This is a genomic window from Delftia sp. WSY_10 (genome assembly GCF_043104705.1).
Lineage (GTDB): Bacteria > Pseudomonadota > Gammaproteobacteria > Burkholderiales > Burkholderiaceae_C > Comamonas > Comamonas tsuruhatensis.
Window position 1 is genome coordinate 484,580 of sequence record NZ_JBICKY010000056.1, and the last position, 26,456, is coordinate 511,035.

26 protein-coding genes are annotated in these 26,456 nt (G+C 67.6%); 10 read left to right on the forward strand and 16 right to left on the reverse strand.

The annotated features are described in order from the left end of the window. Nucleotides 1–2: 2 nt before the first annotated feature. From mgtA to ACF8ML_RS24840, 4 genes are all read right to left on the reverse strand, one after another. Nucleotides 3–2,762 carry a magnesium-translocating P-type ATPase gene (gene mgtA, locus ACF8ML_RS24825; protein WP_392408248.1) on the reverse strand — a complete coding sequence of 920 codons (2,760 nt, stop codon included), beginning with the start codon at nucleotides 2,760–2,762 and terminating at the stop codon, nucleotides 3–5. An 18-nt stretch (nucleotides 2,763–2,780) separates the two neighbouring features. Beyond that, entirely contained in the window at nucleotides 2,781–3,200 is a 420-nt protein-coding gene (locus ACF8ML_RS24830) for a hypothetical protein (RefSeq protein WP_154835839.1), read from the reverse strand. A gap of 214 nt (nucleotides 3,201–3,414) precedes the next feature. Further along, on the reverse strand, nucleotides 3,415–3,645 hold the full coding sequence (locus ACF8ML_RS24835) for a hypothetical protein (RefSeq protein WP_338498457.1): 231 nt from the start codon (nucleotides 3,643–3,645) through the stop codon (nucleotides 3,415–3,417). 292 nt (nucleotides 3,646–3,937) lie between these two features. Continuing rightward, a complete protein-coding gene (locus ACF8ML_RS24840; RefSeq protein WP_392408249.1) occupies nucleotides 3,938–5,773 on the reverse strand; it encodes a lysoplasmalogenase family protein in 1,836 nt (611 codons plus the stop codon). Nucleotides 5,774–6,009: 236 nt separating this feature from the next. On the opposite strand from ACF8ML_RS24840, the gene ACF8ML_RS24845 reads away from it, so the two are divergent. Further along, on the forward strand, nucleotides 6,010–7,014 hold the full coding sequence (locus ACF8ML_RS24845) for a Bug family tripartite tricarboxylate transporter substrate binding protein (RefSeq protein ID WP_392408250.1): 1,005 nt from the start codon (nucleotides 6,010–6,012) through the stop codon (nucleotides 7,012–7,014). Between the two features lie 24 nt (nucleotides 7,015–7,038). Here the strand turns inward: ACF8ML_RS24845 and ACF8ML_RS24850 are convergent, their stop codons facing one another. Continuing rightward, nucleotides 7,039–7,680 carry a histidine phosphatase family protein gene (locus tag ACF8ML_RS24850; RefSeq protein WP_047326235.1) on the reverse strand — a complete coding sequence of 214 codons (642 nt, stop codon included), beginning with the start codon at nucleotides 7,678–7,680 and terminating at the stop codon, nucleotides 7,039–7,041. Nucleotides 7,681–7,883: 203 nt separating this feature from the next. Continuing rightward, entirely contained in the window at nucleotides 7,884–8,375 is a 492-nt protein-coding gene (locus tag ACF8ML_RS24855; protein WP_047326234.1) for a DUF2501 domain-containing protein, read from the reverse strand. Nucleotides 8,376–8,729: 354 nt separating this feature from the next. Here ACF8ML_RS24855 and ACF8ML_RS24860 point away from each other — a divergent pair, with 354 nt between their 5' ends. From ACF8ML_RS24860 to ACF8ML_RS24875, 4 genes are read left to right on the forward strand one after another with little or no spacing between them, the layout of a single operon-like run. Continuing rightward, nucleotides 8,730–10,322, forward strand: coding sequence for an ABC transporter substrate-binding protein (locus tag ACF8ML_RS24860; RefSeq protein WP_126311288.1), 1,593 nt, complete (start codon nucleotides 8,730–8,732; stop codon nucleotides 10,320–10,322). Between the two features lie 6 nt (nucleotides 10,323–10,328). Continuing rightward, complete coding sequence (locus ACF8ML_RS24865) at nucleotides 10,329–11,294, forward strand: ABC transporter permease (protein WP_392408251.1); 966 nt, start codon at nucleotides 10,329–10,331, stop codon at nucleotides 11,292–11,294. Beyond that, on the forward strand, nucleotides 11,291–12,229 hold the full coding sequence (locus tag ACF8ML_RS24870) for an ABC transporter permease (RefSeq protein ID WP_012203172.1): 939 nt from the start codon (nucleotides 11,291–11,293) through the stop codon (nucleotides 12,227–12,229). The genes ACF8ML_RS24865 and ACF8ML_RS24870 overlap by 4 nt, the downstream gene beginning before the upstream one ends. Further along, complete coding sequence (locus ACF8ML_RS24875) at nucleotides 12,226–13,953, forward strand: dipeptide ABC transporter ATP-binding protein (RefSeq protein WP_392408252.1); 1,728 nt, start codon at nucleotides 12,226–12,228, stop codon at nucleotides 13,951–13,953. Before ACF8ML_RS24870 ends, ACF8ML_RS24875 begins: the two co-directional genes overlap by 4 nt. A 27-nt stretch (nucleotides 13,954–13,980) precedes the next feature. Here ACF8ML_RS24875 and ACF8ML_RS24880 read toward each other — a convergent pair whose 3' ends face one another. The 6 genes from ACF8ML_RS24880 to ACF8ML_RS24905 form a co-directional block, all read right to left on the reverse strand. Further along, complete coding sequence (locus ACF8ML_RS24880) at nucleotides 13,981–14,304, reverse strand: DNA-binding protein (RefSeq protein WP_012203174.1); 324 nt, start codon at nucleotides 14,302–14,304, stop codon at nucleotides 13,981–13,983. After that, entirely contained in the window at nucleotides 14,301–14,660 is a 360-nt protein-coding gene (locus ACF8ML_RS24885; protein WP_016451862.1) for a type II toxin-antitoxin system RelE/ParE family toxin, read from the reverse strand. The genes ACF8ML_RS24880 and ACF8ML_RS24885 overlap by 4 nt, the downstream gene beginning before the upstream one ends. A gap of 146 nt (nucleotides 14,661–14,806) precedes the next feature. Beyond that, nucleotides 14,807–15,502 (reverse strand): DUF4136 domain-containing protein, encoded by a 696-nt coding sequence (locus tag ACF8ML_RS24890; RefSeq protein WP_016446518.1) that lies wholly within the window; start codon nucleotides 15,500–15,502, stop codon nucleotides 14,807–14,809. Nucleotides 15,503–15,579: 77 nt separating this feature from the next. Further along, nucleotides 15,580–16,551, reverse strand: coding sequence for a tRNA 2-thiocytidine(32) synthetase TtcA (ttcA, locus tag ACF8ML_RS24895; protein ID WP_016446517.1), 972 nt, complete (start codon nucleotides 16,549–16,551; stop codon nucleotides 15,580–15,582). Next, the gene (locus ACF8ML_RS24900) at nucleotides 16,545–16,916 is read right to left on the reverse strand and encodes a dihydroneopterin aldolase (RefSeq protein ID WP_016446516.1); all 372 of its coding nucleotides are present in this window, start codon (nucleotides 16,914–16,916) and stop codon (nucleotides 16,545–16,547) included. The genes ttcA and ACF8ML_RS24900 overlap by 7 nt, the downstream gene beginning before the upstream one ends. A gap of 42 nt (nucleotides 16,917–16,958) precedes the next feature. Then, a complete protein-coding gene (locus ACF8ML_RS24905; RefSeq protein ID WP_016446515.1) occupies nucleotides 16,959–17,744 on the reverse strand; it encodes an SDR family oxidoreductase in 786 nt (261 codons plus the stop codon). Between the two features lie 116 nt (nucleotides 17,745–17,860). Between ACF8ML_RS24905 and ACF8ML_RS24910 the strand changes: the two genes are divergently transcribed. Next, a complete protein-coding gene (locus tag ACF8ML_RS24910) occupies nucleotides 17,861–18,874 on the forward strand; it encodes a class I SAM-dependent methyltransferase (RefSeq protein WP_016446514.1) in 1,014 nt (337 codons plus the stop codon). 20 nt (nucleotides 18,875–18,894) lie between these two features. Here ACF8ML_RS24910 and ACF8ML_RS24915 read toward each other — a convergent pair whose 3' ends face one another. Then, the gene (locus tag ACF8ML_RS24915; RefSeq protein ID WP_052862650.1) at nucleotides 18,895–19,788 is read right to left on the reverse strand and encodes a hypothetical protein; all 894 of its coding nucleotides are present in this window, start codon (nucleotides 19,786–19,788) and stop codon (nucleotides 18,895–18,897) included. Between the two features lie 133 nt (nucleotides 19,789–19,921). Between ACF8ML_RS24915 and ACF8ML_RS24920 the strand changes: the two genes are divergently transcribed. Together ACF8ML_RS24920 and trxC are read left to right on the forward strand one after the other, a co-directional pair. Next, nucleotides 19,922–20,116 carry a DUF2905 domain-containing protein gene (locus tag ACF8ML_RS24920; RefSeq protein ID WP_012203183.1) on the forward strand — a complete coding sequence of 65 codons (195 nt, stop codon included), beginning with the start codon at nucleotides 19,922–19,924 and terminating at the stop codon, nucleotides 20,114–20,116. Nucleotides 20,117–20,192: 76 nt separating this feature from the next. Further along, nucleotides 20,193–20,627 (forward strand): thioredoxin TrxC, encoded by a 435-nt coding sequence (gene trxC, locus ACF8ML_RS24925; RefSeq protein WP_016451857.1) that lies wholly within the window; start codon nucleotides 20,193–20,195, stop codon nucleotides 20,625–20,627. A gap of 42 nt (nucleotides 20,628–20,669) precedes the next feature. Here the strand turns inward: trxC and ACF8ML_RS24930 are convergent, their stop codons facing one another. After that, the gene (locus tag ACF8ML_RS24930; protein ID WP_047326230.1) at nucleotides 20,670–21,353 is read right to left on the reverse strand and encodes a response regulator transcription factor; all 684 of its coding nucleotides are present in this window, start codon (nucleotides 21,351–21,353) and stop codon (nucleotides 20,670–20,672) included. A 73-nt stretch (nucleotides 21,354–21,426) separates the two neighbouring features. Between ACF8ML_RS24930 and ACF8ML_RS24935 the strand changes: the two genes are divergently transcribed. Beyond that, nucleotides 21,427–23,379 carry a sensor histidine kinase gene (locus ACF8ML_RS24935; protein ID WP_047326229.1) on the forward strand — a complete coding sequence of 651 codons (1,953 nt, stop codon included), beginning with the start codon at nucleotides 21,427–21,429 and terminating at the stop codon, nucleotides 23,377–23,379. A gap of 25 nt (nucleotides 23,380–23,404) precedes the next feature. On the opposite strand, the gene ACF8ML_RS24940 is transcribed toward ACF8ML_RS24935, so the two are convergent. Further along, complete coding sequence (locus tag ACF8ML_RS24940) at nucleotides 23,405–24,658, reverse strand: multifunctional CCA addition/repair protein (RefSeq protein WP_047217754.1); 1,254 nt, start codon at nucleotides 24,656–24,658, stop codon at nucleotides 23,405–23,407. Nucleotides 24,659–24,870: 212 nt separating this feature from the next. Continuing rightward, entirely contained in the window at nucleotides 24,871–25,563 is a 693-nt protein-coding gene (locus ACF8ML_RS24945; RefSeq protein ID WP_016446508.1) for a glutathione S-transferase family protein, read from the reverse strand. Between the two features lie 88 nt (nucleotides 25,564–25,651). On the opposite strand from ACF8ML_RS24945, the gene queC reads away from it, so the two are divergent. Next, on the forward strand, nucleotides 25,652–26,410 hold the full coding sequence (queC, locus tag ACF8ML_RS24950) for a 7-cyano-7-deazaguanine synthase QueC (protein WP_034348362.1): 759 nt from the start codon (nucleotides 25,652–25,654) through the stop codon (nucleotides 26,408–26,410). The last annotated feature ends 46 nt before the right edge of the window (nucleotides 26,411–26,456 follow it).

The following is a 26,456-nucleotide window of genomic DNA, read 5'->3' on the forward strand; positions in this document are numbered from 1 at the left end:
CGTCACTGCCAGCCGTAGCGGCGGATGTAGACGCGCTTGAGCAGCGTGGCCAGGCAAGCGTAGCCCAGCAATATGGCAATCATCCACGGGAAGTAGGCCGCCGGCAGCGCCTGCAGCTTCAAGTAGCCGGCCAGGGGCCCCATCGGCAGGAAGATGCCGGCCGCCATCACGGCCGCCGTGGCCAGCAGCAGCGACCAGGACGGGCGGCTTTGCAGGAAGGGGATCCTGGGCGTGCGGATCATGTGCACGATCAGCGTCTGCGTGAGCAGCCCGATGACGAACCAGCCCGACTGGAACAGCGTCTGCTGCCCGGGCGTGTTGGCGGCGAAGACGAACCACATCAGCGCGAAGGTCAGGATGTCGAACAGCGAGCTGATGGGCCCGAAGAACACCATGAAGCGGCCCAGGTCGGCCGGGTTCCAGCGCAGCGGCTGGCGCACCAGTTCGTCGTCCACGTTGTCAAAGGGGATGGCGATCTGCGAGAGGTCGTACAGCAGGTTCTGCACCAGCAGGTGCAGCGGCAGCATGGGCAGGAAGGGGATGAAGGCCGAGGCCACCATCACCGAGAACACGTTGCCGAAGTTGGAGCTGGCCGTCATGCGGATGTACTTCAGCATGTTGCTGAAGGTGCGCCGGCCCTCGATCACGCCCTGCTCCAGCACCATCAGGCTTTTTTCCAGCAGGATGATGTCGGCCGCTTCCTTTGCGATGTCCACGGCGCTGTCCACGCTGATGCCGATGTCGGCCGCGCGCAGGGCCGGGGCGTCGTTGATGCCGTCGCCCATGAAGCCGGTGATGTGGCCGTTGGCGCGCAGCGCATGCACGATGCGCTCCTTGTGCAGCGGTGTGAGCCGTGCGAACAGCTGGTGCCGCTCCACCGTCTGGCGCAGCATCTCGTCGTTCATGTGCTCGATCTGCGTGCCCAGGACGATGTGGTCTGCGGGCAGCCCCACATCGCGGCAGACCTTGGCGGCCACCAGTTCGTTGTCGCCGGTCAGCAGCTTGACGGCCACGCCGTGCGCGGCCAGGGCGGCCAACGCCTCGGCCGTGGTTTCCTTCGGTGGGTCCAGGAAGGCGATGTAGCCGATCAGGGTCAGCTCCGACTCGTCGGCCACGCCGTAGTCGCTCTTGTGCGGCGGCACTTCCTTCATGGCCACGGCGACCACGCGCAGGCCCTCGCGGTTGAGTTCGCGCGTCACGCGGCGCACGCGGGCCAGCTGCTCCTTGTCCAGCGGGCGCGTGCCGTCGCCCTCGCGCAGCCGGGTGCAGGCGCCCAGGATTTCCTCGACCGCGCCCTTGCAGATCAGCTCGTGGTGGTGGTTGCGCTCGGCCACCACCACGGACATGCGGCGGCGCTCGAAGTCGAAGGGGATCTCATCGACCTTGCGGTAGTCCTCGGCCACGCGCATCTGGGTGTGCAGCTCCACGTGTTCCAGCACGGCATGGTCGAGCAGGTTCTTCAGGCCGGTCTGGTAGTGGCTGTTGAGGTAGGCGAAGCGCAGCGTCTCGTCGCAGGGCTGGCCGAAGGCGTCGGTGTGCCGCTCCAGCACGATGCGGTCCTGGGTCAGCGTGCCGGTCTTGTCGGTGCACAGCACGTCCATGGCGCCGAAGTTCTGGATGGCGTCCAGCCGCTTGACCACGACCTTGCGGCGCGACAGCACCACGGCACCCTTGGCCAGGGTGGAGGTCACGATCATGGGCAGCATCTCGGGCGTCAGGCCCACGGCCACGGACAGCGCGAACAGGAAGGCCTCGGCCCAGTCGCCCTTGGTGTAGCCGTTGATGAACAGCACCACGGGCACCATCACGGCCGCAAAGCGGATCAGCAGCCAGCTGACGCTGTTGACCCCGGTCTCGAAGGCCGTGGGCGCGCGGTCGTTGGAGGTCACCCGCGTGGCAATGGTGCCGAAATAGCTGCGGTTGCCCGTGGCCAGCACCACGGCCAGCGCCGTGCCCGAGACCACGTTGGTGCCCATGAACAGCAGGTTGCTGGCGTCCAGCACGCCGGTGCCATTCGATGCACTGGCGTCGGCGCGCTTTTCCACGGGCAGGGATTCGCCGGTCATGGCGGACTGGCTCACGAACAGGTCCTTGGCGCTGAGCACGCGGCAGTCGGCAGGGATCATGTCCCCGGCCGACAGCACCACGAAATCGCCGGGCACGACCTCGCGCAGCGGCACCTCGTAGCGGCGCGCCTGCTGGCCGAAGCCGCTGTGCGGGGCGTCTGCGGAGTCGGCATCTGCAGGGGCCGGTGGGCCGCCATTGCGGCGCAGCACCGTGGCCGTGCTGCTGACCATGGCCTTGAGCCGCGCGGCGGCGCGGTTGGAGCGGCCTTCCTGCACAAAGCGCAGCAGCGTGGACAGCAGCACCATGGAGGCGATGACGACCGTGGCCTTCATGTCCTCCGTGGCGTAGGAGACCACGGCCAGCAGCGTCAGCAGCAGGTTGAAGGGATTGCGGTAGCAGTACCACAGGTGCAGCCAGCCGGGCAGCGGCTTTTCGTGCTCGACCTCGTTGGGGCCGAGACGTGCGAGCGCGCCGCGGGCCTGCTCGCGGGTCAGGCCGTCCTCGCTGGAGCTGGTGCGCGCCAGCACGGCGGCGATGTCATCGCGCGAGGCGCGCAGCAGCTCGCGCGTGAGGGTCGGCGATACCGGGCGCGAGTGGTGCACGGCCGTGCCCGAGGGCAGGGCATTGCGCCGGAACAGCCCCAGGGCGTGGCGGCTGCGCAAAAAGGCCTGGAACAGGTGCTTGAGGTTTTTCATGGCGACCTCCCCGGTGGCTCAGGCCTGGCTCGAGCGAAGGGTGGCGCGCAGCCAGTGCCAGTTGCGCTGGCAGGCGCACAGCAGGCGGCGGCGCAGCGGCGGGCGGGCCACGGTGGCCGACTGCAGCCATTGGCGCCGCGCGTGGGCGGGCAGGTGGCGGTAGACCTCGGCGCGCTCCTGCGCCGCCAGCAGGGACAGGACGTCGGCCTGCTGGCGCTGCGTGAGCGCCACGAGGGCATGGGCAAAGAGGTCGGGGCCGTGTTGCTGCAGCAGGGTGTGCAGTTGCCCGGTGTGGCGTGCCGCAATGGCGGCTTGCAGGGCCAGCTGCAAGGTGCTGGCGCGGGTGGTGTGGGAGGTGCGGCTGGCGCGTGTGGAGACGGGTGCTGTGGCGGGCGTGGTTGCCGGCGTGGTCCGCAGCGCGGTGATGACGTGTTGCATGGCGGGCTTCTTTCGTTGCGGCCGAAAGAAGCCCGGCACCTATCCGTCAATGGACGTGCGCGGGTCTCCCGGCCGGGGCCTTGGGAAGGGGCGGAAGGGCCGCAGGCATGTGCGGCCGGACCGTATCGGAGGGGTCAGGGCAAGATCGACTCGGATCGGGGTCCATGGGGGAACTCCTTTCTGACGATGGGGCGGACAAGGCTGCGGCGCGCGCTCAGCGCGGCTGCAGGCTCAGAAAGCTGCGGATGCGGTGCGTGGGCCAGTGGGTCTGCAGGTCCAGGTGCATGGCGTGCTCCATGGCCGATGGGGCCTGGGCCTGCATCTGTGCCTTGGCCTGCATTGCTGCCTGGGAGGCAGCCACGCGCGTGCCGGTGGCGCCGGGGCAGGGCGCGGCAGTGGCAGGCTGCAGGCGTTGCATTGCGGGGCGGACGAACGGTGTGGACATGGCTTTCTCCTTGGCGAACCAGGAAGACTGCCGCGGGCAGGGCCGTCAAGCAGCGTGGGCCGCGCGCTGCTCGATGGCAGCCACACGGGCACGCGGTCAGTGATCAACAGCCATTGGAATCTTCGGTGCAGGAGCGGCCTACCTGATGCATGCCAAGCGCAACTGCAGCGCCGGGCGGGCGCGAAGATCCAAGGGGAAACGCAGCAATGGATGGAAGCCGACCGACATGGCCGCTCCCATCACAGGAGTCGGTCAGTCAGCCAGCAGCGTAGCCATTGCGGCGCGCTGTTTGTCACTGGTTGAACTGGCACTGTCCACGGAAGGACTCCTGAAAATGCGATCCCGCGATTGTGCCTTGCGAGCTGCCTCGGGTCAACCCTGATGTCGATGCGCCACGGGCCAGCCAGCCTTGCACGATCAGCAACTGCGCCGCGTAGTAGGTGGACAGCACGGCGGCTTGCGCCCCGTCGAAAGGCTGCACGAAGCGGTTGATGGCCAGCAGCGAGTCGCTGACCATGAAGAAGCAGGCGCCGATGGCCACGGTCCAGGCAGGCTGGCCGCCCAGGTGCCTGGCGCGGCCCAGGGCCTGGGCCGCCATCAGCGCAATGACCAGCACATAGGCGGCCACGGGCAGGCGCAGCGCGGCGGGCAGCCCGCCCTGCCAGAGCACGGCATACATGCCCGCGCCCAGGGCCAGCGTGGCGGCCAGCGAGGGCCGGTGCGCAAACCAGGGGGCGTCCTGGCGCAGCAGCACGATATAGGCCAGGTGGGCCAGCAGAAAGCTGGCCAGGCCCGGGATGAACAGATCGGGCAGCATCAGGAACACGTCGCCCGCCATCGAGGCCGCCAACGCCGCGGCCAGCCAGCAGGCGCCGCGCGCGGGTTTCGCCAGCGCCGAGAACGCCGCGCTGCCGCGCCACAGCTGCATGACAGCGATCAGCGCAAAGACCATGGCCAGCGGCTTGAACAGCCAGTGCCAGTGCAGCATGTCCAGCACGCTGGTGGCGGTGGCCAGCGCGCCGGCCTCGATGGCCAGGGCCACCCACAGGCTGATGCGCCCCTGCATGGCCGCGCCCAGTGCCCACTGGCAGGCCAGCAGCACGCCAAACCACAGCGCATTGCGCGCCGTCGAGGACTGGTCGGCATGCCACAGGAACAGCGACACCCCTGCGATCAGCGCCACGAACTGCAGGCCCGCAAACCAGCGCAGGCTGCGCTGCATGTCGGGTGCGTAGAGCACGCGGTGCGCGTCCAGGTCGAAGGCCGGCCTGGGAAAGCGCTGCGCCACGTCGGCAGGGCGCCACCCGGGCGGCTTGAGCCAGACGCGCAGCTTGTCGCCCCAGCGCCGCGCATGCCAGCTGTCATGGATGAGTTGCCGGTACACCACGGCGTTGGCCCACAGCGGGTCCCAGCTTTGCAGCAGGCCGCGCGTGCCGTAGACGCAGGGCTCGCTGTCGTCCTCGGGCTTGAAGGTGCCGAACAGGCGGTCCCAGACGATGAGGATGCCGCCGTAGTTCCTGTCCAGGTAGCAGTCATTGACGGCGTGGTGCACGCGGTGGTTGCTGGGCGCGCAGAACCAGCGGTCGAACCAGCCCAGGCGCCGCACCTGCTCGGTATGGACCCAGAACTGGTAGAGCAGATCGATCAGGCCCACGATGGCAAACACCAGCGGCGGCACGCCGGCCAGCGCCATGGGAAGGTAGAACAGCCAGCCCAGCAGCGCGCCCGAGCTGGTCTGGCGCAGCGCCGTCGACAGGTTGTAGTCCTGGCTCTGGTGGTGCACGGCATGCGCGGCCCACAGCACGGCCACCTCATGGCCCATGCGGTGCAGCCAGTAGTAGCAGAAGTCGTAGAACAGCAGGGCCAGCAGCCAGCCGGGAATGCTGGTCCAGAAGGCATCGTTGCGCCACAGCGCCAGGTGCTCGAAGGCCAGCGTGTACAGGCCCACGCGCAGCAGCGTGGTGAAGACGGCGCTGGTCTGGCTGAGCATGCCCAGGCTGATGGAGCTGATGGCGTCGGCCAGCCGGTAGGCATTGCGCCCGCGCCACAGGCTCACGCCCCATTCCAGCGCGATCAGCAGCAAAAAGGCAGGAGTGGCGAAGACAATGACTTGGCTGGGTGAGAGCATGGTCAGCCGATTCTGGGCATGGCGGCGGGGCAGCGCCTTAGGCGAGAACCCTAGGACACGGAATCACAAGGGTTGAAACGGATTGCAATAAATAGGGCTTCGTGGCAAGCGTGTGGCAGGAAAATTGCGCCCTATGGCAGAATCGCCCGCTTTCCACGCGCTGGCCGTCCCTGCCCTGCAGGCCATTGCCAGCCCGCACCGCCTTCGCCGGCATGCGCCGCGCATGCCCACGCTCCATGCACCTGTCCCGACGCTCCCTGCTATCGGCTGCAGCCTCAGTGGCTGCGGCCCTTGCTGCCGCACCCGCCGCCCATGCCGCGCCGGGCGCGGGCAAGCCCTGGCCGGCAGCCGGGCCCATCACGCTGATCGTGCCCTTTGGCGCGGGCAGCGATGTGGACGCCACGGCGCGGCTGATCGCCGAAAAGCTGGGTGCGCGGCTGCGCCAGTCGGTGGTGGTGGACAACGTGCCGGCCTCTGGCGGCGTGCTGGGCGTGAGCAAGGTGGCGCGCTCGCATGCCGATGGCTACACGCTGCTGCTGGGCTTTGACGGGCCGGTGAGCATTGCGCAGCTGGTGAACTCCTCCGTGCGCTATGACGCCGAGCGTGATCTGGCTCCCGTGGGCCTGACTTCGGTGGCGCCCATGGTGATCGTGGCCCGCCCTGGCCTGCCCGTGCACAACCTCAACGAGCTGATCAGCATGGCCCGCGCCCGGCCCGGCGCGCTGACCTATGCCACCCCGGGCGTGGGCACGGTGCTGCACCTGGCCATGGAGCGGCTGCAGGAGCGTGCCCGCATCCGCCTGGTCCATGTGCCCTATCGTGGCGTGGCACAGGTCACCAGCGAGGTCATGGGCGGCCAAGTCGACCTGGGCATTCTGATGACCACCGGCGCCACGCCGCTGGTGCAGCAGAAAAAGCTGGAAGGCGTGGGCGTGACCTCGGCCCAGCGCATCGACTTGATCCCTGAAGTGATGAGCTTTGCCGAGGCGCCCGATCTCAAGGGCTTCGAGCTGGAAGCCTGGACCGGCCTGTTCGCCCCCGCCCGCACGCCCGAACCCGTGGTCAGCCGCCTGGCCGCCGAACTGGCCGAGGTGCTGAAGCTGCCCGAGGTCCGCAAGCGCCTGCAGGACAGCGGCGCCACGCCCGGCTCGGGCACGCCGGCCACGTTCGCCCAGTTCCTGAAGAAGGAAAAGGCGAGCTACACGCAGATCGTCAAGTCCGCCAATATCCAGGTGGAATGAGGGACTGCGCTGCAGTGCAGGCGTTCAGCTGAAAACCTCGTCGCGCGCACCGCCTTCCAGGTGCTGCACATCGCCCCAGCCGACCAGGCCCAGGCCCTGGGGCGTCCACAGCAGGCGGTTGATGGCCGCGTTGCCCAGCGCCCAGGTGCGTGGTGCCTGCACTTCCTGGTGCGTGGCCAGGCGGTAGAGCACATCCATCACGCCGCCATGCGCCACGATCACGATCTGCTCGCCTGCGTGGCGGCCGGCCAGGCGGTTCACCGTGGCCGAGATGCGGTCGCGCAGCATCAGCAGCGACTCGCCGCCGCCTGCGGGCACGAACTCGGGATCGCGCTTGCGCCAGCGCAGCGCGTCCTCCGGGTGGGACGCCTCGATATCGTTGAAGGTCTGGCCCTCGAAGCTGCCGAAGCAGCGTTCGCGCAGGCCCTTGTCGGCCGTCAGCGTCGCGCCCGTGCTTGCGGCCACGGCTTCGGCCGTGGCATAGGCACGCAGAAGGTCGCTGCTGTAGATGGCGGCCACCGGCTCGCCCGCCAGGGCCTTGCCGGCCTGGGCGGCCTGCCAAAGGCCCAGGTCGTTGAGAGGAATGTCCAGATGGCCCTGGATGCGGGCGTCCACATTCCAGGCGGTTTCTCCGTGGCGGATGGCAATGATGCGCGTGGCTTGCATGAGGGGCTGGCGTGGGGTGCTGCAAAAAGAGCAGGCATTGTCCCGCAAGCCAGGCAAGCCTGCATCGCGCGCCGCCGTTGAAACTGGCGCGGCCCCACTCAGGGACGCAGAGCAAGAGCCGCCTCGCGGCGGGGGCGCCCAGCCGAAGGTGTCGTCCCCCTCCGCGAAGCGAGAAGGGGGAAGCGGCGCAGCCGCTCAGGGGATCAGATCAGCGATTTAGCGTTGTCCAGCACGAAGTCGCAGGCCTTTTCCTTGAGGTCGCCCTTGAGCTTGTCGATGCTGAAGCTCTTGCCGTTGGCGCCGGTGACCAGGCCGCCCAGGCCGTTCTGGAATCCCGTGTCCTTGGGCTCTTCCTGCTTTTGCATGCCCAGCTTGCCCAGCAACTGGTCCTTGACCTGGGCCGCCTTGTCGGCATTGAGGTAGTTGTTCTTCATGCAGTAGGAGATGACGCCTGCCGCATTGCCGGCCGTGGCCGAGGGGCTCAGGCCCAGGGCGGACAGCGCGCCCGCACCGCCTGCCCCCGCACCCAGCATGCCGCCAAGGCCGGAGCCGGCGCCTTCGCTGCTGGCGGCGGCCTTGTCACCGCCAAGGCCCGAGGCCTGGCGCAGCGAGTCGCCCAGGCCCGACGCCTGGGCAGGCAGGGCGCCCAGGCCCAGCATGGCGCACAGCAGTGCGCTGGCAATGGATGTCTTCATGGATGCTTCCTTTCCGCGGAAACCCGCAGGCTCGATACAGGGTCTGAAATTAGCACGCCGTGCGGCGCAGACCTGTGCCCGATTGCAAACCTTTGCCAGAGCGGGCCGTGTCGGTCTTTCGCGTTTTCACTAGCTGTCAAAGCCGTTGGCCTGTCCATGATGGCCGCACATCATTGGCGGGCCGCGGCGGCAGTCTTGTTATTTGAAAATGGCTTTTAAGTATAAAAATCAATTCAACAAGCTGAAAAAGTTATTTAAAGTGGGGCGCACCTATATGGCCCGCTTCTTGCGGCGCCCGGGCTGCTGCGTCGCATGGCCGCCGCCTTTCCAATCAATCCACAGGGGAGCAGACAAATGATCATGAAGATTCTGGGCAGTTCTTTGCTGGCCGCAGGCCTGTTGACCTCGGCCGCGCTGGCCCAGGCCGAGACCGTGCGCTGGGCGCGCGGCTCCGATCCGACTTCGCTGGACCCGCATGCCTTCAACGTGGGCACCAATTTCGTGCTGCTGCACCAGATCTACGAAACCCTGGTCATCCGCTCGGCCGACGGCAAGCTGGTGCCCACGCTGGCCACCTCGTGGAAGATGACCTCCGACCCGTCGGTCTGGGAGTTCAAGCTGCGTCCCAACGTCAAGTTCCATGACGGCACGCCGTTCACGGCGCGCGACGTGGTCTTCTCGCTGAACCGCGCCAAGGGCGAGAACGCCCAGGTCAAGTCCCTGCTGTCCTCGATGGAGGAGGCCAAGGCCGTGGACGATCTCACGGTGCATGTGAAGACCAAGGGCCCGAACCTGATCTTCCCCGACAACCTGACCAACCTCTTCATCATGAGCGAGAAGTGGTCCAAGGCCAACGGCGCCGAGACCACGCAGGACACGGCCAGCAAGACCGAGAACGGCGCCACGCGCGCGGCCAACGGCACGGGCGCCTATGTGCTGGCCAGCCGCGAGGTCGATTCGAAGACGGTGATGAAGCTCAACCCCGACTACTGGGGCAAGGGCCAGTTCCCGCTGCAGGTGACCGAGCTGGTCTACCTGCCCATCAAGTCCCCGGCCACGCGCGTGGCGGCCCTGCTGTCGGGCGAGGTGGACTTCGCACAGGACATTCCCGCGCAGGACGTGGCGCGCCTGAAGCAGGACAAGCGCCTGCGCATCAATGAAGGTCCCGAGAACCGCTCCATCTTCCTGGGACTGAACGTGGGTGCGGCAGAGCTCAAGAGCAGCAACGTCAAGGGCAAGAATCCGCTGGCCGATCCCAAGGTGCGCCAGGCCATCGAGCTGGCCATCGACCGCGATGCGATCAAGCGCTCGGTGATGCGCGGCCTGTCGATTCCCACGGGCGTGATCGCGCCGTCGTTCGTCAATGGCTATGACAAGGCCTTTGCGGCCTATCCCAAGGCGGATGCCGCCAAAGCCAAGCAGCTGCTGGCCGAGGCGGGCTACCCCAACGGCTTCACCATCACGCTGAACACGCCCAATGACCGCTATGTGAACGACGAGGCCATTGCCACGGCGGTGGCGGGCTTCCTGGGCCGCATCGGCATCAAGACCGAAGTCTCGGCCCGGCCGATTGCCATGCACAGCGTGTCGCTCACCAAGGCGGACAGCGACTTCTACCTGTACGGCTGGGGCGTGCCCACCTATGACTCGGCCTACATCTTCGACTTCCTGGTGCATACGCGCGGCAAGGACAGCCGTGGCGCGCAGAACGCGACGCACTACAGCAATGCCGATGTGGATGCCAAGATCCTGTCCCTGTCCTCGGAGAGCGACAAGGCAAAGCGCGATGCCACCATCAAGAGCATCTGGGAGACCGTGCAAAAGGAGCGTTTCTACATTGCGCTGCATGACCAGGTGATCCACTTCGCGTCCGTGCCCCGGCTCAATGTGCCCGTGCACCCGGACAACGCGCTGCACTTCAAGTTCGTCAAGTTCGAGAAGAAGTAAGCGCCGATGCTGGTCCATCTGCTGCGCCGGCTGGGCCAGTCCGCCCTGGTCCTGCTGGCCGTCTCCTTTGTCTCGTTCATGGTGTTCCGCCATATCGGCGATCCCACGATCAGCCTGCTGGGCGAGGACGCGACGGTTGCCGAGCGCGAGGCGCTGACGGAAAGCCTGGGCTTCAACAAGCCCGTGCCGCTGCAGTACCTGGCTTACGTGGGCAAGGTGCTGCAGGGCGACCTGGGCATCTCCTACCGGCTCAAGCGCCCCGTGACCGAGATCATTGCCGAGCGCCTGCCCGCCACGCTGGAGCTGGCGATGACGGCGGCGCTGTTCGCCCTGGTCATCGGCGTGGCGCTGGGCGTGTACACGGCCATACGGCGCGAGGGATGGCTGAGCCGCTCGATCATGACGGTGTCGCTGGTGGGCGTGTCCCTGCCCACCTTCCTGATCGGCATCGCCCTGATCTACCTGTTTGCCGTGGAGCTGCGCTGGCTGCCGTCCTTCGGGCGCGGCGAGACGGTGAAGCTGGGCGGCTGGGAGACCGGGCTGCTGACGGCTTCGGGCTGGTCGGCGCTGATCCTGCCGGCCATCACGCTGGGCTTCTACAACATGACGCTGATCATGCGCCTGGTGCGCGCCGAGATGCTGGAGGTGCTGCGCGCCGACTACATGCGCTTCGGCCGTGCGCGCGGGCTGCGTGAGCGCGATCTGTACTTCGGCCATGCGCTGCGCAATACCCTGATTCCCGTGATCACCATCGCGGGCCTGCAGATCGGCTCGCTGATCGCCTTTGCCATCGTCACCGAGACCGTGTTCCAGTGGCCCGGCGTGGGCCTGCTGTTCATCTCCTCCATCCAGGGTGTGGACGTGCCGCTGATCGCCGCCTACCTGATGTTCATCGCGCTGCTGTACGTGGGCATCAACCTGCTCGTCGATTTCCTGTACGTGATCGTGGACCCCCGCTTGAGAAACCAATGACCGATTCCGCCAAACAAGCAATCCCTCCCACGGGCTGGCGCGCCAGCGACTCGCCGGTCAAGCGCGCCTTTGCACGCTCGCGCCTGGTGCAGGCGGCGGCGCTGGTGCTGGCGCTGATCGTGGCGGCCACGCTGCTGTCGCCCTGGCTGGCCTGGCAGAACCCCTTCGATCCGGCCAATCTGGACCTGATGGATGCCTTCACGCCGCCGGGCCAGGCGGGCACCAGCGGCACGCTGTACGCGCTGGGCTCGGACGACCAGGGCCGCGATGTCTGGAGCGCCATCCTCTACGGGCTGCGCATGTCGGTGCTGGTGGGCGTGTCGGCCGTGGGGCTGTCCCTGCTGATCGGCGTGCCGCTGGGCCTGGTCTGCGGCTATGCGGGCGGCTGGTTCGACACGCTGATGATGCGCATCGCCGATGTGCAGCTGACCTTTCCCGTGATCCTGGTGGCGCTGCTGGTCTTCGGCATCGCACGCGGCCTGCTGCCCGAGGGCTACCGCGACGACATGGCGGTCTTCGTGATCATCGTGGCCATCGGCCTGTCCGACTGGGTGCAGTACGCACGCACCGTGCGCGGCGCGGTGATGGTGGAAAAGCACAAGGACTACGTGCTGGCGGCCCAGCTCATAGGCCGCAGCCGCGTGGCCATCCTGGTGCGCCACATCCTGCCCAACCTGCTGGCGCCCATCCTGGTGATCGCCACCATCAGCTTCGCGCATGCCATCGTGGCCGAGTCCACGCTGTCCTACCTGGGCGTGGGCCTGCCGCCCACCCAGCCTTCGCTGGGCACGCTGATCCGCATCGGCCAGGGCTTCCTGTTCTCGGGCGAGTGGTGGATATTGCTGTTCCCCTCGCTGGTGCTGCTGGCGCTGGCGCTGTCCGTCAACCTCGTCGGCGACTGGCTGCGCGACGCACTGAACCCCAAGCTGCAATGAGCACGACACAAGAATCCGGGCAGCGCCCTGCACAGCCTGCGGTGCTGAGCGTTCGCGGCCTGTCCGTCACCTTCGACACCTACAAGGGCCCCGTGCAGGTGCTGGACGATGTGTCCTTCGACATCGCGCCCGGCGAGATCCTGGGCGTGGTCGGCGAGTCTGGCGCGGGCAAGTCCATGACGGGCGCCGCCGTGATCGGCCTGATCGAGCCGCCGGGCCGCATCTCGGCCGGCACGGTGCAGCTGCGCGGCGAGCGCATCGACACGCTGCGCGGCGAGGACCTGCGGCGCATACGCGGCCGGCGCATAGGCTCCATCTTCCAGGACCCGCTGACCAGCCTGAACCCGGTCTATACCGTGGGCCGGCATCTGGTGGAGACCATCCGCACGCACCTGCCCGTCTCCGAGAAGGAGGCCGAAGCCCGCGCGCTGGCCCTGCTCGAAGAGGTGGAGATCCCGCAGGCGCGCGAGCGCATGGCCCAGTATCCGCACCAGTTCTCGGGCGGCATGCGCCAGCGCGTGGCCATCGCCCTGGCGCTGTGCGCCGAGCCCGAACTCATCATTGCCGACGAGCCCACCACGGCGCTGGACGTGTCCGTGCAGGCGCAGATCATTGCCCTGCTGCGCCGCGTGTGCAAGGAGCGCGGCGCGGCCGCCATGCTGATCACGCACGACATGGGCATCATCGCCGAGACGGCCGACCGCGTCATGGTCATGTACCAGGGCCGCGTGCTGGAAACCGGCCCCGTGCGCCAGGTGCTGGACGCGCCGCAGCAGCCCTACACCCAGGTGCTGATGGGCGCCATTCCCAGCGTGCACCACCGCGTGCAGCGCCTGCCCGTGCCCGAGGTGGGCGGCGGCCCGGCCGCGCCCGCCGTGCCCTGGCAGCCCGGGGCCGGAGCGCAGGAGCCCGCGGCTGCCCTGCTGGAGGTCAGGGATCTGTGCAAGGAGTTCGACCTGTCCAGCGGCTGGCTGGCCCGGCTGCTGGCGCGCGAGGACAAAAAGATCCTCAAGGCCGTGGACGGCGTCGGCTTTTCGATCCGCAGGGGCTCCACCTTCGGCCTGGTCGGCGAGTCCGGTTCGGGCAAATCCACGGTGGCGCGCATGGTGGCCGGGCTGACGCCGCCCACCAGCGGCACCGTGCTGTTCGACGGCGTGGACAAGTGGAGCCCGGCCGCCCAGACCGTGGCCATGCGCCGGCGCTTCCAGATGATTTTCCAGGACCCGTATGCCAGCCTGAACCCGCGCTGGACCGTGCAGGAACTGATTGCCGAGCCCCTGCAGGTGCTGGCCCTCACGGCCGGCAAGGACGAGACGGCCGAGCGCGTGCAGGAGGCGCTGCGCCGCGTGCGCATGAAGCCCGACGATGCGCGCAAGTATCCGCACCAGTTCTCGGGCGGGCAGCGCCAGCGCATAGCCATCGCGCGCGCCCTGGCCAGCCGGCCCGAGTTCATCATCTGCGACGAACCCACCTCGGCGCTGGACGTCTCGGTCCAGGCCCAGGTGCTCAACCTCATGCGCGACCTGCAGGAGGAATTCGGCCTGACCTACCTGCTGATCAGCCACAACCTGGCCGTGATCCGCCACATGTGCGACGACATCGGCGTCATGCAGCGCGGCCGCCTGGTCGAGACCGGCGAGGCTGGCGCCGTGCTCGATGCGCCGCAGCATCCGTACACGCGCGCGCTGATGGCTGCCGTGCCGGATATGGAGCATGTGCACTGAGCAAAGTGCACTGTCATGGCCTGGCGTTCAGGTCGCGGCAACGACCCGCACGTCGAACCGGACCTGAAGCCAGTTCTTGATGGCGGCAAAGATCGCGGCAAGATTGTCCATGCTGGGGTTGCCTTTCGGCGAAAGCATGCGGTGCAGGCTCTTGCTCGGCTTGTGCGTGAGGTCGGCCAGCGTCTCGAATCCCACCGTTGCGTTGACGAGATCGCGCAGGACGAGGCGTGCCGTTTCTGGCTCACCGCTCAGAAAAAGAGTGGCCGCCTCATCAAGCAGCGCCTGTGCGAAAGCAGGGTCGCGCTCAATGCGCTGAATGACCGTTTGTTTGAAATCGCGGGTGAGCGTCATGGCTTCGTTCCTTTTTTGGCATTGTCCGAGGGGCGTTGCCTCTTGCGAGCCTTGTATTCGCTGTGCAGGGCCACGGCTTCGTCGATGGCCTTCTGCTGGCCCTTTTTCGTGCTGCCCCCGAACAGGATGATCAATCTTTCCCCGTCCTTGGCGAGATAGATGCGGTAGCCCGGGCCCCAGTCGATCTTGTATTCGCCAATACCCCGGAACCATTCGATATTGGAGGTGTTGCCCAACTCCATGCGGGCCATGGCGACGGCCACCTTGGCGGCCGCCTGGCCATCCAGCCCGTTGAACCATGTCTGGTACGCGCTGCTGCCGTCTTCGCGGATGTACTCCTGGAGCTGGATTCGCATGGATTGGATGGTAACTTATGAGTTACCAACGCTGCAAGGCGCTGTCCACATGACCTACAGCGTTCTCATGTTCCCAGGAACGAATGACAGCGATGGACCCAAAAAAGGCCTGCGGATGCAGGCCTTTGCTTCTGAGACACGATGGCTCACCGGGCGGGTGCTGGCGTGGCCGGTGCTGCCTGCGCTGCAGGCGCCGCCTGGGCCGGCGGCTGCGCCGGCGCGCCACCCTGCTGCACCGGACCGATGGTGGTGCGCACCACGCGCGAGCCCTTGGGCGGGTTGGGGAAGCCGGTCAGGGCGGCGTCGAACAGGATGCCGAAGATGGCCGGGTCGTCGGTCCAGACGTCCTGGCGCTGGGCCGAGGTCTCGTAGACGATCTGCTGCGTGGTGGCGTTGCGCATCACGATGCTGACGGCGCGGTAGTACTCCAGCGGCGGGCCGTCGAACATGAAGCTGCCGCCAAAGCCCATGCCCCAGCCGCGCCCGTAGCCCAGGCCCCAGCCCCAGCGCGGGCCGCCCCAGCGGTCGTAGTAGGGCCAGGCGGCGTAGTCGCGCGCATAGCGGGCGTCGGCGCCGATCTGCACGATCAGGCTGGCCCGGGAGTCGTCGCGCTGCAGGCCCACGCGGCCCAGGGCCTGCTGGGCCTGGGACTCGATGGCCGCGAAGTGCGTCTGCGCCTCGCGTTGCGAGGGCAGCACTTCCAGGCGGTAGGTGGGCGGCGCGGGCAGGGCGCCCAGCGTGGAATAGCTCTGGACGGTGCTCTGGACTTCGCGCACGCTGGCGCAGCCCGTAAGCAAGGCCGTGGCCACGATGGCCAGGACATGGATGCAGCGCAGCTTCATGGTGTACTCCTTGGTCGAAAAAAGGCCCGTTTGCACGGGCCTTGGTTGGAGTGGGGCGATTGTTATAGGTTCAGCCGTCAGGACGACAGTTGTACCACCTGCAGACCGGGCAGCGATGCGGACACTGGCATCTCTTCATGGTCGAAGGCCATGTCGCCGTTGGGGTCGGCAATGCCGGTGGCCTTGGCGTTCTTGAAGTCGTGCAGCTCGGGATCCATCATGTGCGTGGTCACGATGTGGCCCATGGCGCGGAACATGCTTTCCACGCGGCCCGGGAATTTCTTGTCCCATTCGCGCAGCAGCTCGCCCACGGCCACGCGCTGCAGGCCGTCCTGGCTGCCGCAGAGGTTGCAGGGGATGATGGGGAAGTTCTGGTACTGGGCCCAGCGCACGGTGTCCTTCTCGGGCACGTAGCACAGCGGGCGGATCACCACATGCTTGCCGTCGTCCGAGACCAGCTTCGGGGGCATGCCCTTCATGCGGCCGCCGTAGAACATGTTGAGCATCAGCGTCTGCACGATGTCGTCGCGGTGGTGGCCCAGGGCCACCTTGGTGCAGCCCAGCTCGTCGGCCACCTTGTACAGGATGGCGCGGCGCAGGCGCGAGCACAGGCCGCAGGTGGTCTTGCCCTCGGGCACGACGCGCTTGACCACGCTGTAGGTGTCCTGCGTTTCGATGTGGTAGTCCACGCCGATGCTCTTGAAGTACTCGGGCAGCACATGATCGGGAAAGCCGGGCTGCTTCTGGTCGAGGTTCACCGCCACCAGCTCGAATTTGACGGGCGCGCGCTTTTGCAGCTTGCGCAGCACGTCCAGCATCGTGTAGCTGTCCTTGCCGCCCGACATGCAGACCATGATCTTGTCGCCTTCCTCGATCATGTTGAAGTCGGTGATGGCGCGGCCCACCTCGCGGCACAGGCGCTTTTCGAGCTTGATCTGCTCGCGCTCGATCTTGATGCGGTTGCCGCCTGCGGTGTCTGCGGGGGCGTCGGCGGCGGCTTCTTCGGCCAGCCAGGGGTTGTCGGTCACTGCGTTCATGGGGTTCACCATTGTCCTGTCTCGACGCGAATGGCCACTTCGCAGTCGTCAAAAATTTCGAGCTTGGCGATCTTCACGCGCACGCCCATCACGCCGGGCAGCTGCATCAGGCGCTGGGCCAGCTTGCCGATCAGGCTCTCCAGCAGGTTCACATGCTCGGCCGTGCATTCATCGATGATGATCTGGCGCACCTTGCGGTAGTCCAGCACATGCAGGATGTCGTCGTCGCGCGGAGCCAGCGGCTGCGTGCCCAGGCTCAGCTCGGCATCGACCTGGATGGGCTGGGGCATCTGTTTTTCGTGGGCGAGGATGCCCAGGTTGGCGTCGAAACGCAAACCCGTGAGCGTCAGGATCTGTTGTCCGGTGGCGGAGTTCATGGGGAAAAGCCGTGGAGTGTGGGGATGGGCGCGGGCAGGCGCCTACATCATGGAAAAGTCGCGCTCGAAGCGCTGCAGGTGCTGGCCGCCATCGACCAGCAGCGTAGTGCCCGTGATGGACTGGTTGTCCAGCGCAAAGCACACGGTGGCGGCCACGTCGGCCGCGCTGGACGAGCGGCCCAGCGGGCTGAGGCGGTGCAGGGCCTCGAAGCGCTCCTGGCTCAGCATGTGGCTGGTCAGCGTCAGGCCCGGGGCCACGCCGACCACGCGCACGCGCGGCGCCAGGGCCAGCGCCAGCATGGTGCCTGCGGCCTCAAGCGCTGCCTTGGACAGCGTGTAGCTGAGGAAATCGGGGTTCTGGTTCCAGAGCTTCTGGTCCAGCATGTTGATCACGGCGCCGCTGGCATGCTCCTCGCCGGCCGCCACGCGGTCCTCGATATGGGCATGCAGCGCCTGGGCCAGCAGGATGGGCGCGCCGGTGTTGCTGCGCAGGTGGGCTTCCAGGGCCACGTAGCTGAAGCTGCCGGCGTCGTCATGCTCGAACAGAGAGGCGTTGTTGACCACGGCGTCCAGGTGGCCGAAGTGCGCAACGGCACGCGGCACCAGGGAGCGCACCGAGTCCTCGTTGAAGAAATCGGCATCCAGGGCGGCGCTGTCGCCGGCCAGTTCAGCGCAGGTGGCGGCCGTCTCCAGCGCCTCGTCGTGGGAGTCGCGGTAGTGCACGGCCACCTGCCAACCGGCGCTGGCAAGCGCGAGCGCGATGTCGCGCCCCAGGCGGCGGGCCGCGCCGGTCACCAAAACTGTGCGTGTTCGGGCAGGTGAGGACATTCGAGGACAATGTACGGATCGTGACGACAGAACCCTCAATTTTAACGGCCGCCCTGCAAACCCGTATTGCGCAAGAGATTGCGTCCTCGGGCGGATGGCTGGCTTTCGACCGTTTCATGGCCCTGGCGCTGTACGAGCCGGGCCTGGGCTACTACGCCAATGACACCGCCAAGTTCGGGCTGATGCCATCGTCGGGCAGCGATTTCGTGACCGCGCCCGAGATGTCCCCGGTCTTCGGCCAACTGCTGGCCGCCCAGGTGGCCGAGGCGCTGCAGCGCACGCACACCCGCGAAGTCTGGGAGTTTGGCGCCGGCACGGGCGCGCTGGCGCTGCAGGTGCTGGACGAGCTGGCGGCCCTGGGCGTGCGGCCGGACCGCTACACCATCGTCGACCTGTCGGGCACGCTGCGTGCGCGACAGCAGCTCAGGCTGGTGAAGTACGAAAGCCTGGTGCACTGGGCCGATGCCCTGCCCGATAGGCTCGAAGGCGTGGTCATCGGCAACGAGGTGCTGGATGCCATGCCCGTGCAACTGCTGGTGCGCAAGGCAGGTGTCTGGCACGAGCGCGGCGTGGTGCTGCAGCCGGACGGCAGCCTGGGCTGGGAAGACAGGCCCACGCCACTGCGCCCGCCGATGGACATCGAGGGCGAGCACGATTACCTGACCGAAATCCACCCGCAGGGCGAGGCCTTCATTCGCACGCTGGGCGAGCGCATGGCGCGCGGCGCGGCATTTTTCATCGACTACGGCTTTGGCGAATCCGAGTATTTCCACCCGCAGCGCCACATGGGCACCCTGGTGTGCCACCGGCTGCACAAGGTGGACGACGATCCGCTGGCCGATGTCGGCCTCAAGGACATCACGGCCCATGTGAACTTCACGGGCACGGCCGTGGCCGCGCAGGAGGCCGGCTTCGAGGTGCTGGGCTATACCTCGCAGGCCCATTTCCTCATCAACTGCGGCCTGGGCCCCAAGCTCGACGCACTGGCCCAGGGCCCGCGCGCCATGGCCACCAAGCTGATGATGGAGCACGAGATGGGCGAGCTGTTCAAGGTCATCGGCCTGGCCAAGGGCGTGGAGCCCTGGGACGCCATGGGCTTTGTGCGCGGCGACCGCACGCACCGCCTGTAGCGGGCCGGGGCCCGCCTGCCTCAGCGCTGGACGCTGCGGCCGTTGCTGACGTCGTGGACCGTCTGGTCCTTGAGGTTGATGCGGTAGATCTCGCGCGTGACGTTGCCAGAGAAACCCAGCTCCACGATGGACAGGTTCTCGAACGTGGTCGTGAGGCCGCCGGGCAGGATGCGGTTCAGGCGCGCGGCCGTCTCGCCCATGGCGCGCTCGATCTCGGGCGTGAAGGTGGCTTCGCTGTAGACCAGGGTGTTGTGCGGGTTGTGGCTGCGCACCTCCTTGCCGGCCTGCACCTGGTTGATGCCGCTGACACCCACGCTTTGCACCATGGCCTTGGCCGAGTCGTTCATGCGGGCATAGACGGGTCCCGTCACGCGCGGCAGCGGGCCGTCGCGCAGCGGCGCCATGGCGGCGGTGGCGCGGGTGTTGAAGTCCATCATGGCCTCGTAGGCCGGGCCGGACTTGACGATGCCCAGGTCCAGCCACCAGGGCTTGCCGGCCCCCTTGGCGGCCTCGGTGGTGTAGAAATTCTTCAGGTGAACGTCCTGCAGCACGGGCGGCAGCGCCGGCAGGGCCGCCAGCATCTTGCGCGGCGTGGAGGGATCGGCGCTGTGGATATGCACCACGGTGACATGGGGCAGGTTGAAGGTGTTGGCCTCGGCCACCAGCTTCAGGCGCAGCAACTGCTCGTGCACCACGGGCGCGACCTGGCTGTCCAGGATGGCGGTGGCATCGGCAGGCAGGCGGTAGACCAGGCCATAGGTGGCCTGGTGCGCGCGGAAGTCGCTGCGCTGCAGGGCGCTGTTGTCGATGGCGCCGGGTCGGGCTGCCGGCGCAGGTGCGCTGGCGCAGGCGGTCATCAGCAAGGCGGCGGGCAGGGCTGCGGCAAGAAGAAGAAGGCGGCGGTTGCGTTGCATGGCGAATTCGTGGTGGTCGGCCTGGAGGCGATGAAGAGGGGGGGACAGCGGCAATGTAGGCAGTCCATATGTCGTGTGCATGACGCGGTGTACTCTGTATGGCCCGGTCCCGCGCCGCCGTACACTCGGCGCCATGATCCGCTGGCTCCTCGTCATCTTTCTGGCCCTGCTGCTGTTCAATGGCCTGCACGCCTGGCTGGAACGCATAGGCCTGGGCCGCCTGCCGGGCGACTTCCGCTTTCGCCTGTTCGGCCGCGTGATTTTTCTGCCCATTGCCAGCACCGTGTTGCTCAGCGTGATTGCCGCCCTGATCGCCAAGCTGGTCTGAGCATGGCTTGAAGCATGGGCGCAGCGCCCGTATATGCATGCAATTGCCCCCATGACTCGCCAACAAGAGGCCGCCCATGTCCGACAAGCTGCATTTCGTCTGCCCCCATTGCCACACCACCAACCGCATTGCGGTCGATCAGCTGGGCAGCGCGCCTGATTGCGGCAGCTGCCATCAACCGCTGGTCACCGGCCAGCCCGTGGCGCTGGATGCGCAGAGCTTCGCCAGGCATGTGGGGCGCAGCCAGGTGCCCGTGGTGGTCGATTTCTGGGCCCCCTGGTGCGGCCCCTGCCGCATGATGGCGCCTGCCTTCGAACAGGCGGCTCAGGCGCTGGCGCCCGGCGTGCAACTGGCCAAGCTCGATACCGAGGCGCACCCCCACGCTGCCGCGCCCTGGAACATCCGCAGCATCCCGACCATGGTGGTGTTCAAGGAAGGACGCGAGATCGCCCGTGTCTCCGGCGCGCTGCCTGCCGGCGAGATCGTGCGCTGGGTGCGCTCGGTCGTCTGATGGTTGCCGGGCCGCAAGGACCGGGCGCCTTCAGGCCCTTCCTCAGGCCTGCACTTCACCCGGCAGATAGAAGCAATAGCCGCTGTTGCGCAGCGTCTTGACAGGCAGCTGCTGGCCGCTGGCCTCTTGCACCTTGCGCCTCAGCCGGCGCATCTGGGTGTCCAGGCGGCGCTGGTCGTAGACCAGATAGTCTCCACCCAGCGCCTGCACGATCTGGCGGCGGCTGACGCTGGCCCCTGCCTTGCCCATCAGGCAGTGCAGCACCAGCAGGTCCTGGTGTGACAGCGCCACAGGGGGCGAGGCGGGGGGCTGCAGGCGGCTGGGGCCAAGCTGCAGCAGCCACGGCGCCTGGCGCTGCTGCAGGCCCAGGCGCCGCACCAGGGCGGCCAGGGTGGCTTCCAGCTCGTCGAGATCGCAGCCTTTGCCCAGGTAGTGGTCGGCGCCGATCTCCAGGCCGTCGATGCGGTTGGCGCTGCTGTTGAGCGCGCTGAAGACGATGATGCCCAGTTGCTGGCCCTGCTGGCGCAGGCGCTGGATCAGCGCCAGGCCGTTGCCGTCGGGCAGGCCGATGTCGATGATGGCCAGCCGGTGGCGCCGCGCATCGAAATGGCGGTCGAACTCCTGCAGGCTGGCCACGCACTGCGGTGCATAGCCCAGGGATTCGAGGAAGTCCCCCAGTTCATGGCGCAGCACGGGCTCGTCTTCGAGCAGGATCACATCAAGCATGGACTGGGAGGAGGGCAGGCGGGTGACAGCGCAGACAGCTGGTGTACGCTGGCGGCCCCGTGGTGGACTTCAGATGCGATATTACCGTGCAACCCTCATCGTGCTGGCCTGGCTGCTGTGCCCACTGCTGCTCCAGGCCCGGACCCTCGTGCTGGACCCCGATGTGCCCATGCAGGAGACCGCAGGGCAGTGGCAGCGGCTCGATGACGCTTCGGGCCTGCTCGATGTGCGGCAGGCCGACCTGGCGCCCGGGTGGAAGGCGATGCCAGGGCACCTGAACGCCAGCTTCACGCAGGCGGCGGTCTGGTTGCGCATGCCGCTGCAGGTGCAGCAGCCCGGCAGCTGGATGCTGTTGCTGGGCAATGCCCTGCTCGATGAGGTGGAGGTCCATGTGCGCCGGCCTGGCGGCCCCTGGCAGCTGCTGGGGCGCAGCGGCGAAGAGATTCCGCGTCACGCCTGGCCGGTGGACTACCGCAGCCCCGCATTCCAGTTCGAACCTGCTGCCGCCGGGTCATACGAGTTGCTGGTGCGCCTGCGTGCGCGCAACGCGCTCGTCACCCGTATCGATCTGTGGCAGCGACTGGCGTTCGACAACCATACGCGGCGCGAGGCCCTCTCGTTCGGCCTGTACTTCGGGCTGTACCTGCTGTTGATTGGCGTGCAACTGGTGTTCTGGCTGGGCACGCGGGCTCCGGTGAGCGGCCTGTTTCTGGCCTATCTCAGCGTCTGCGTGCTCAATGAGGTGGTATCGCTGGGGCTGGTGCAGCAGTTGACGGGCCTGCCGGGTTTCTGGAGCGACCGCCTGCTGGGATGCGGCATTGCCGGCGCCCTGGCGATCTCCATGCAACTGGCCTGCAGGCAGTTGGAGCTGGCATCGCTGTATCCGCGGCTGGTGCGCCAGATCGTGCCGCTGCTGTGGCTGTTCAGCCTGTGCTGCATGCTGCTGGTGGTGTCGGGGCACTACTCGGCGGGCATGGTCCCGGTGCAGGCCATGACCCTGCCGCTGACCGTGGGCTTTCTCGCATTCGCCCTTTGGCTGTGGCGGCGCGGCCACGCCCCGGCACGGTTCTTCATGCTGGCGTTCGGCATCTTCTATGCCGGCGTGCTGATCTCTTTCCTGCGCAACCTGGGCTGGCTGCCCATGAACGCGCTGACCGCGCTGGTGTCCACGCATGCGTCCGCGCTGGGCACCATGGCGCACATGCTGCTGCTCAGTGGCTGGATCATCGGCGGATACGAGCGCAGGCGCCGCATTCGAGAGCGCGAGCAGGTCCGGCTGGAGGCGGAACTGCGGCAGCGACAGTTGCGCGAAAGCGAACTCAGCGAGGCGCTGGCGCTGGAGCGCAGGGTGCGCCAGGAGCAGCGCGACTTTGTCGCCATGGTCTCGCACGAGCTGCGCACGCCGCTGGCCATCATCCTGACCAGTGCGCAGCAACTGGCGCGCAATCTGGCTGCACCGCCCGACAAGACGCTGGCACGCAGCCGCAACATCCGCGAAGCCGCCCAGCGCCTGCTGGCCCTGGTGGACGACTGCCTGGCCGACGACCGCATGGCCGACCCCCAGCCCCATGCCGAGCCGCGCCTGCAGCCGTGCGACCTGCATGCGCTGGTGGATGGCTTGTGCCTGGACTTTGCGCCCGGCCGCATCGTCTGCCAACTGGGCGGGGGCACGCAGCAATTGATCACCGATGCCGGCCTGCTGCGCATCGCGCTGCGCAATCTGCTGGCCAATGCAGACCGCCACACGCCCGAGGGCGAATCGGTCCGCCTGGACGTGACCAGGCAGGGCGAGGGTCTGGAGATCCAGGTCTCGAATCCGGCAGAGCCCATTGCCCAGGCGGACCAGGACCAGCTGTTCGAAAGGTATTACCGTGGCCGCAACGCCCAGCACCGGCCCGGCGCCGGGCTGGGGCTGTACCTGGTGCGGCGCATCGCCGAGCGGCTGGGCGGCAGCGTGGCCTTGTTGACGGCAGGAGGCGAGCAGCCCGTGTGCCTGCGACTGGTCCTGCCCGTGGCGCGAGCCTGATTCCCGTGTGTGGCGGCCTTTTCGCTCAGGCCGCCTGCGCCAGCCAATCTGCCACGGCCTGCGCGCGCGCCGCCTGCACGGCTTCGCCGATGGCCTTGCCCTGCTTGCCGCGCGCAGCGGCCTGGGCGGCGATGTCAGAGGTGGAGACGGACAGCGCGGCAGCCAGCGCATCGCGCAGGCGGGCGCGCTGGGGGTAGGGCCGGTCCTCGAAACCCAGGCGCCCCCGCGCGTCGCATTCACAGGCCGCAAGGGCCTGTTCGAAGCGCGCGGGCTTGCGGATGGCGTCGCAGCGCTCCAGCAGGCGGACGATGGCGGCGCCGTTGAGTTCGCCGCTGCGGTGGATGTTGCCGTGCTCGCGCGCCACCACGTCGCCCAGTTCGCGGCAGTCCGTGGGCACGCGCAGACGCTCGCCCACTTTCTCGGCCAGCCGGGCGCTGCGCTGCTCATGGCCTATGTGGCGCGGCAGCACATCGGCCGGCGTCGTTCCCTTGCCCAGGTCGTGCACCAGGCAGGCGTATCGCACGGGCAGGGGGGCGTCGAGCTGTGCGGCCATGTCCAGCACCATCATGGCGTGCACGCCGGTATCGACCTCGGGGTGGTACTCGGCGCGCTGGGGCACGCCCCACAGCCGCTCCAGCTCGGGCAGCAGCACGGACAGCGCACCGCACTCGCGCAGCAACTCGAACATGCGCGAGGGGCGGCGCTCCATCAGGCCACGGCTGATCTCCTGCCACACGCGCTCGGGCACCAGGGCATCCACCTCGCCGGCGGCCACCATCTCCCGCATCAGGGCCATGGTTTCCGGCGCCACCGTGAATTCGTGGAAACGTGCCGCAAAGCGCGCCACGCGCAGGATGCGCACCGGGTCTTCGCGGAAGGCCCCGGTCACATGGCGCAGCACCCGGGCCTGAAGATCGGCCTGGCCGTGGTAGGGATCGGTGATGGCGCTTTCACCATCCCAGTCCGCAGGAGCGGCCATGGCATTGATGGTCAGGTCGCGCCGGGCCAGATCCTGCTCCAGCGTGACATCGGGCGCCGCCTGCACGACGAAACCCCGGTACCCCAGGCCGCTCTTGCGCTCGGTACGCGCCAGCGCGTATTCCTCGTGCGTCTCGGGATGGAGGAAGACCGGGAAGTCCCGCCCCACAGGCAGAAAGCCGCGCGCGGACATTTGTTCGGGCGTGGCGCCGACCACCACCCAGTCGCGGTCATGCACGGCCCGCCCCAAAAGACGGTCGCGCACCGCGCCGCCCACCATGTACACCTGAAATTCGCTCATGCCGCAATGGTAGGGCCTGGGCGGTGACATGATGGCGGGCTGCCTCCACGCACCGATGGAGTGCCGAGCGCATGCTTTCTTCCGGATTCTTTCTAGAGACGAACTCAAGCAGCGCCAGCCGGACGGCCGCTGCACTGCCTCCGCAACCGCGGCATTGCGCAGGCCGCGCCCACCCCAGCGCAGCAGTGCTCCGACTTTTGCTGGTGCGCCGCTCAGCCGGCCGCAGGCGCGCTGCGGTAGGGTTCCTCGAACGGCCGGAAATCGTGCTCGGCCAGTGCGCCCTGCACCCAGTCCTGCACGCCCGGCAAGGCGCGCACGCGGCGCACGTAGGCGTCGATGGCCGGGGCCAGCGGCAGCTCGTAGGTCGTCAGGCGCATGCACACGGGCGCGAAAAAGGCATCGACGATGCTGAACTGGTCATACAGCATGGGGCCGCTGGCCGTGGACAGCAGCGGCTGCCACAGCTCGGACAGGTGCTGGACATCGTCGCGCAGGTCCGCGCGCTCGGCCCACAGCCGCGCGCCGACCTCGGGCAACTGGGCCTCGATGTTCATTGGGCACAGCGAGCGCAGCGCGCCGAAGCCGCTGTGCATCTCGGCACAGAGGCTGCGCGCGCGGGCGCGGTTCAGGGCCAGGGTCGGCCACAGGTGTTTTTCAGGGAATTTCTCGGCCAGGTACTCGCAGATGGCCAGGCTGTCCCAGATGGCCATGCCTTCGTCCATGAGCACGGGCACGCGGCCCGAGGGAGACAGCGCGCGGGCGCGCTGCTTGAAGGCGGACTGCTCGTCGAAGCTGTCAAAGCGCAACATGACTTCTTCGAAAGCAATGCCGGCCTGGCGCATCAGCACCCAGGGGCGCATGGACCAGGATGAGTAATTCTTGTTGCCGATATAGAGCGTGAGCATGGCCGCAACCTCCGCGATAGGCCCTACAGCTTAGCAAGCATGGCAGGAAAACCCATGTAGGAGCCGGGCGCTGCCTGGGCGCGCTCTAATGCGTGCCATGCAAAACGATAGCTCTTCCCCCCAGGCGCCAGCGGGGCGCCACACGGCTGCGCTGGTCCTGTTTTCCGGCGGCCAGGATTCGACCACCTGCCTGGCGCAGGCACTGTCGCTGTACGAGCGCGTCGAGACCCTGGGTTTCGACTACGGCCAGCGCCACAGCGTGGAAATGCAGGTGCGCCAGCAGGTGCGCGAGCGGCTGGCCAGGGACTTTCCCGGATGGGCACCGCGCCTGGGCGATGACCATGTCCTCTCGCTGGACGTGCTGCAGCAGATCGGCGGCTCCTCCCTGACCGAAGACGTGGCCTTCGCCATGCAGGCCGACGGCCTGCCCAACACCTTCGTGCCCGGCCGCAACCTGCTGTTCCTGACCCTGGCCGGCGCGCTGGCCTACCGTCGCGGCCTGTCGGTCATCGTCACCGGCGTCTGCGAGACCGACTACTCCGGCTACCCCGACTGCCGTGACGACACCATGAAGGCCATGCAGCTCGCCCTGAACCTGGGCCTGGAGCGGCGCCTGCGCATCGAAACCCCGCTCATGTGGATAGACAAGGCCCAGACCTGGCAAATGGCCCACGACCTGGGGGGCGACACCCTGGTGGACCTCATCCAGCGCGACACCCACACCTGCTACCAGGGCACGCGCGAGACGCTGCACGACTGGGGCTACGGCTGCGGAACCTGCCCCGCCTGCGACCTGCGAGCCCGCGGCTGGCATCAATGGCAGGCGCAGCGCGAGACAGCAAACTAAAGAAGCACAGCGCTAGAAACCGGCGCGGCCAAAAGCGAGGGACACC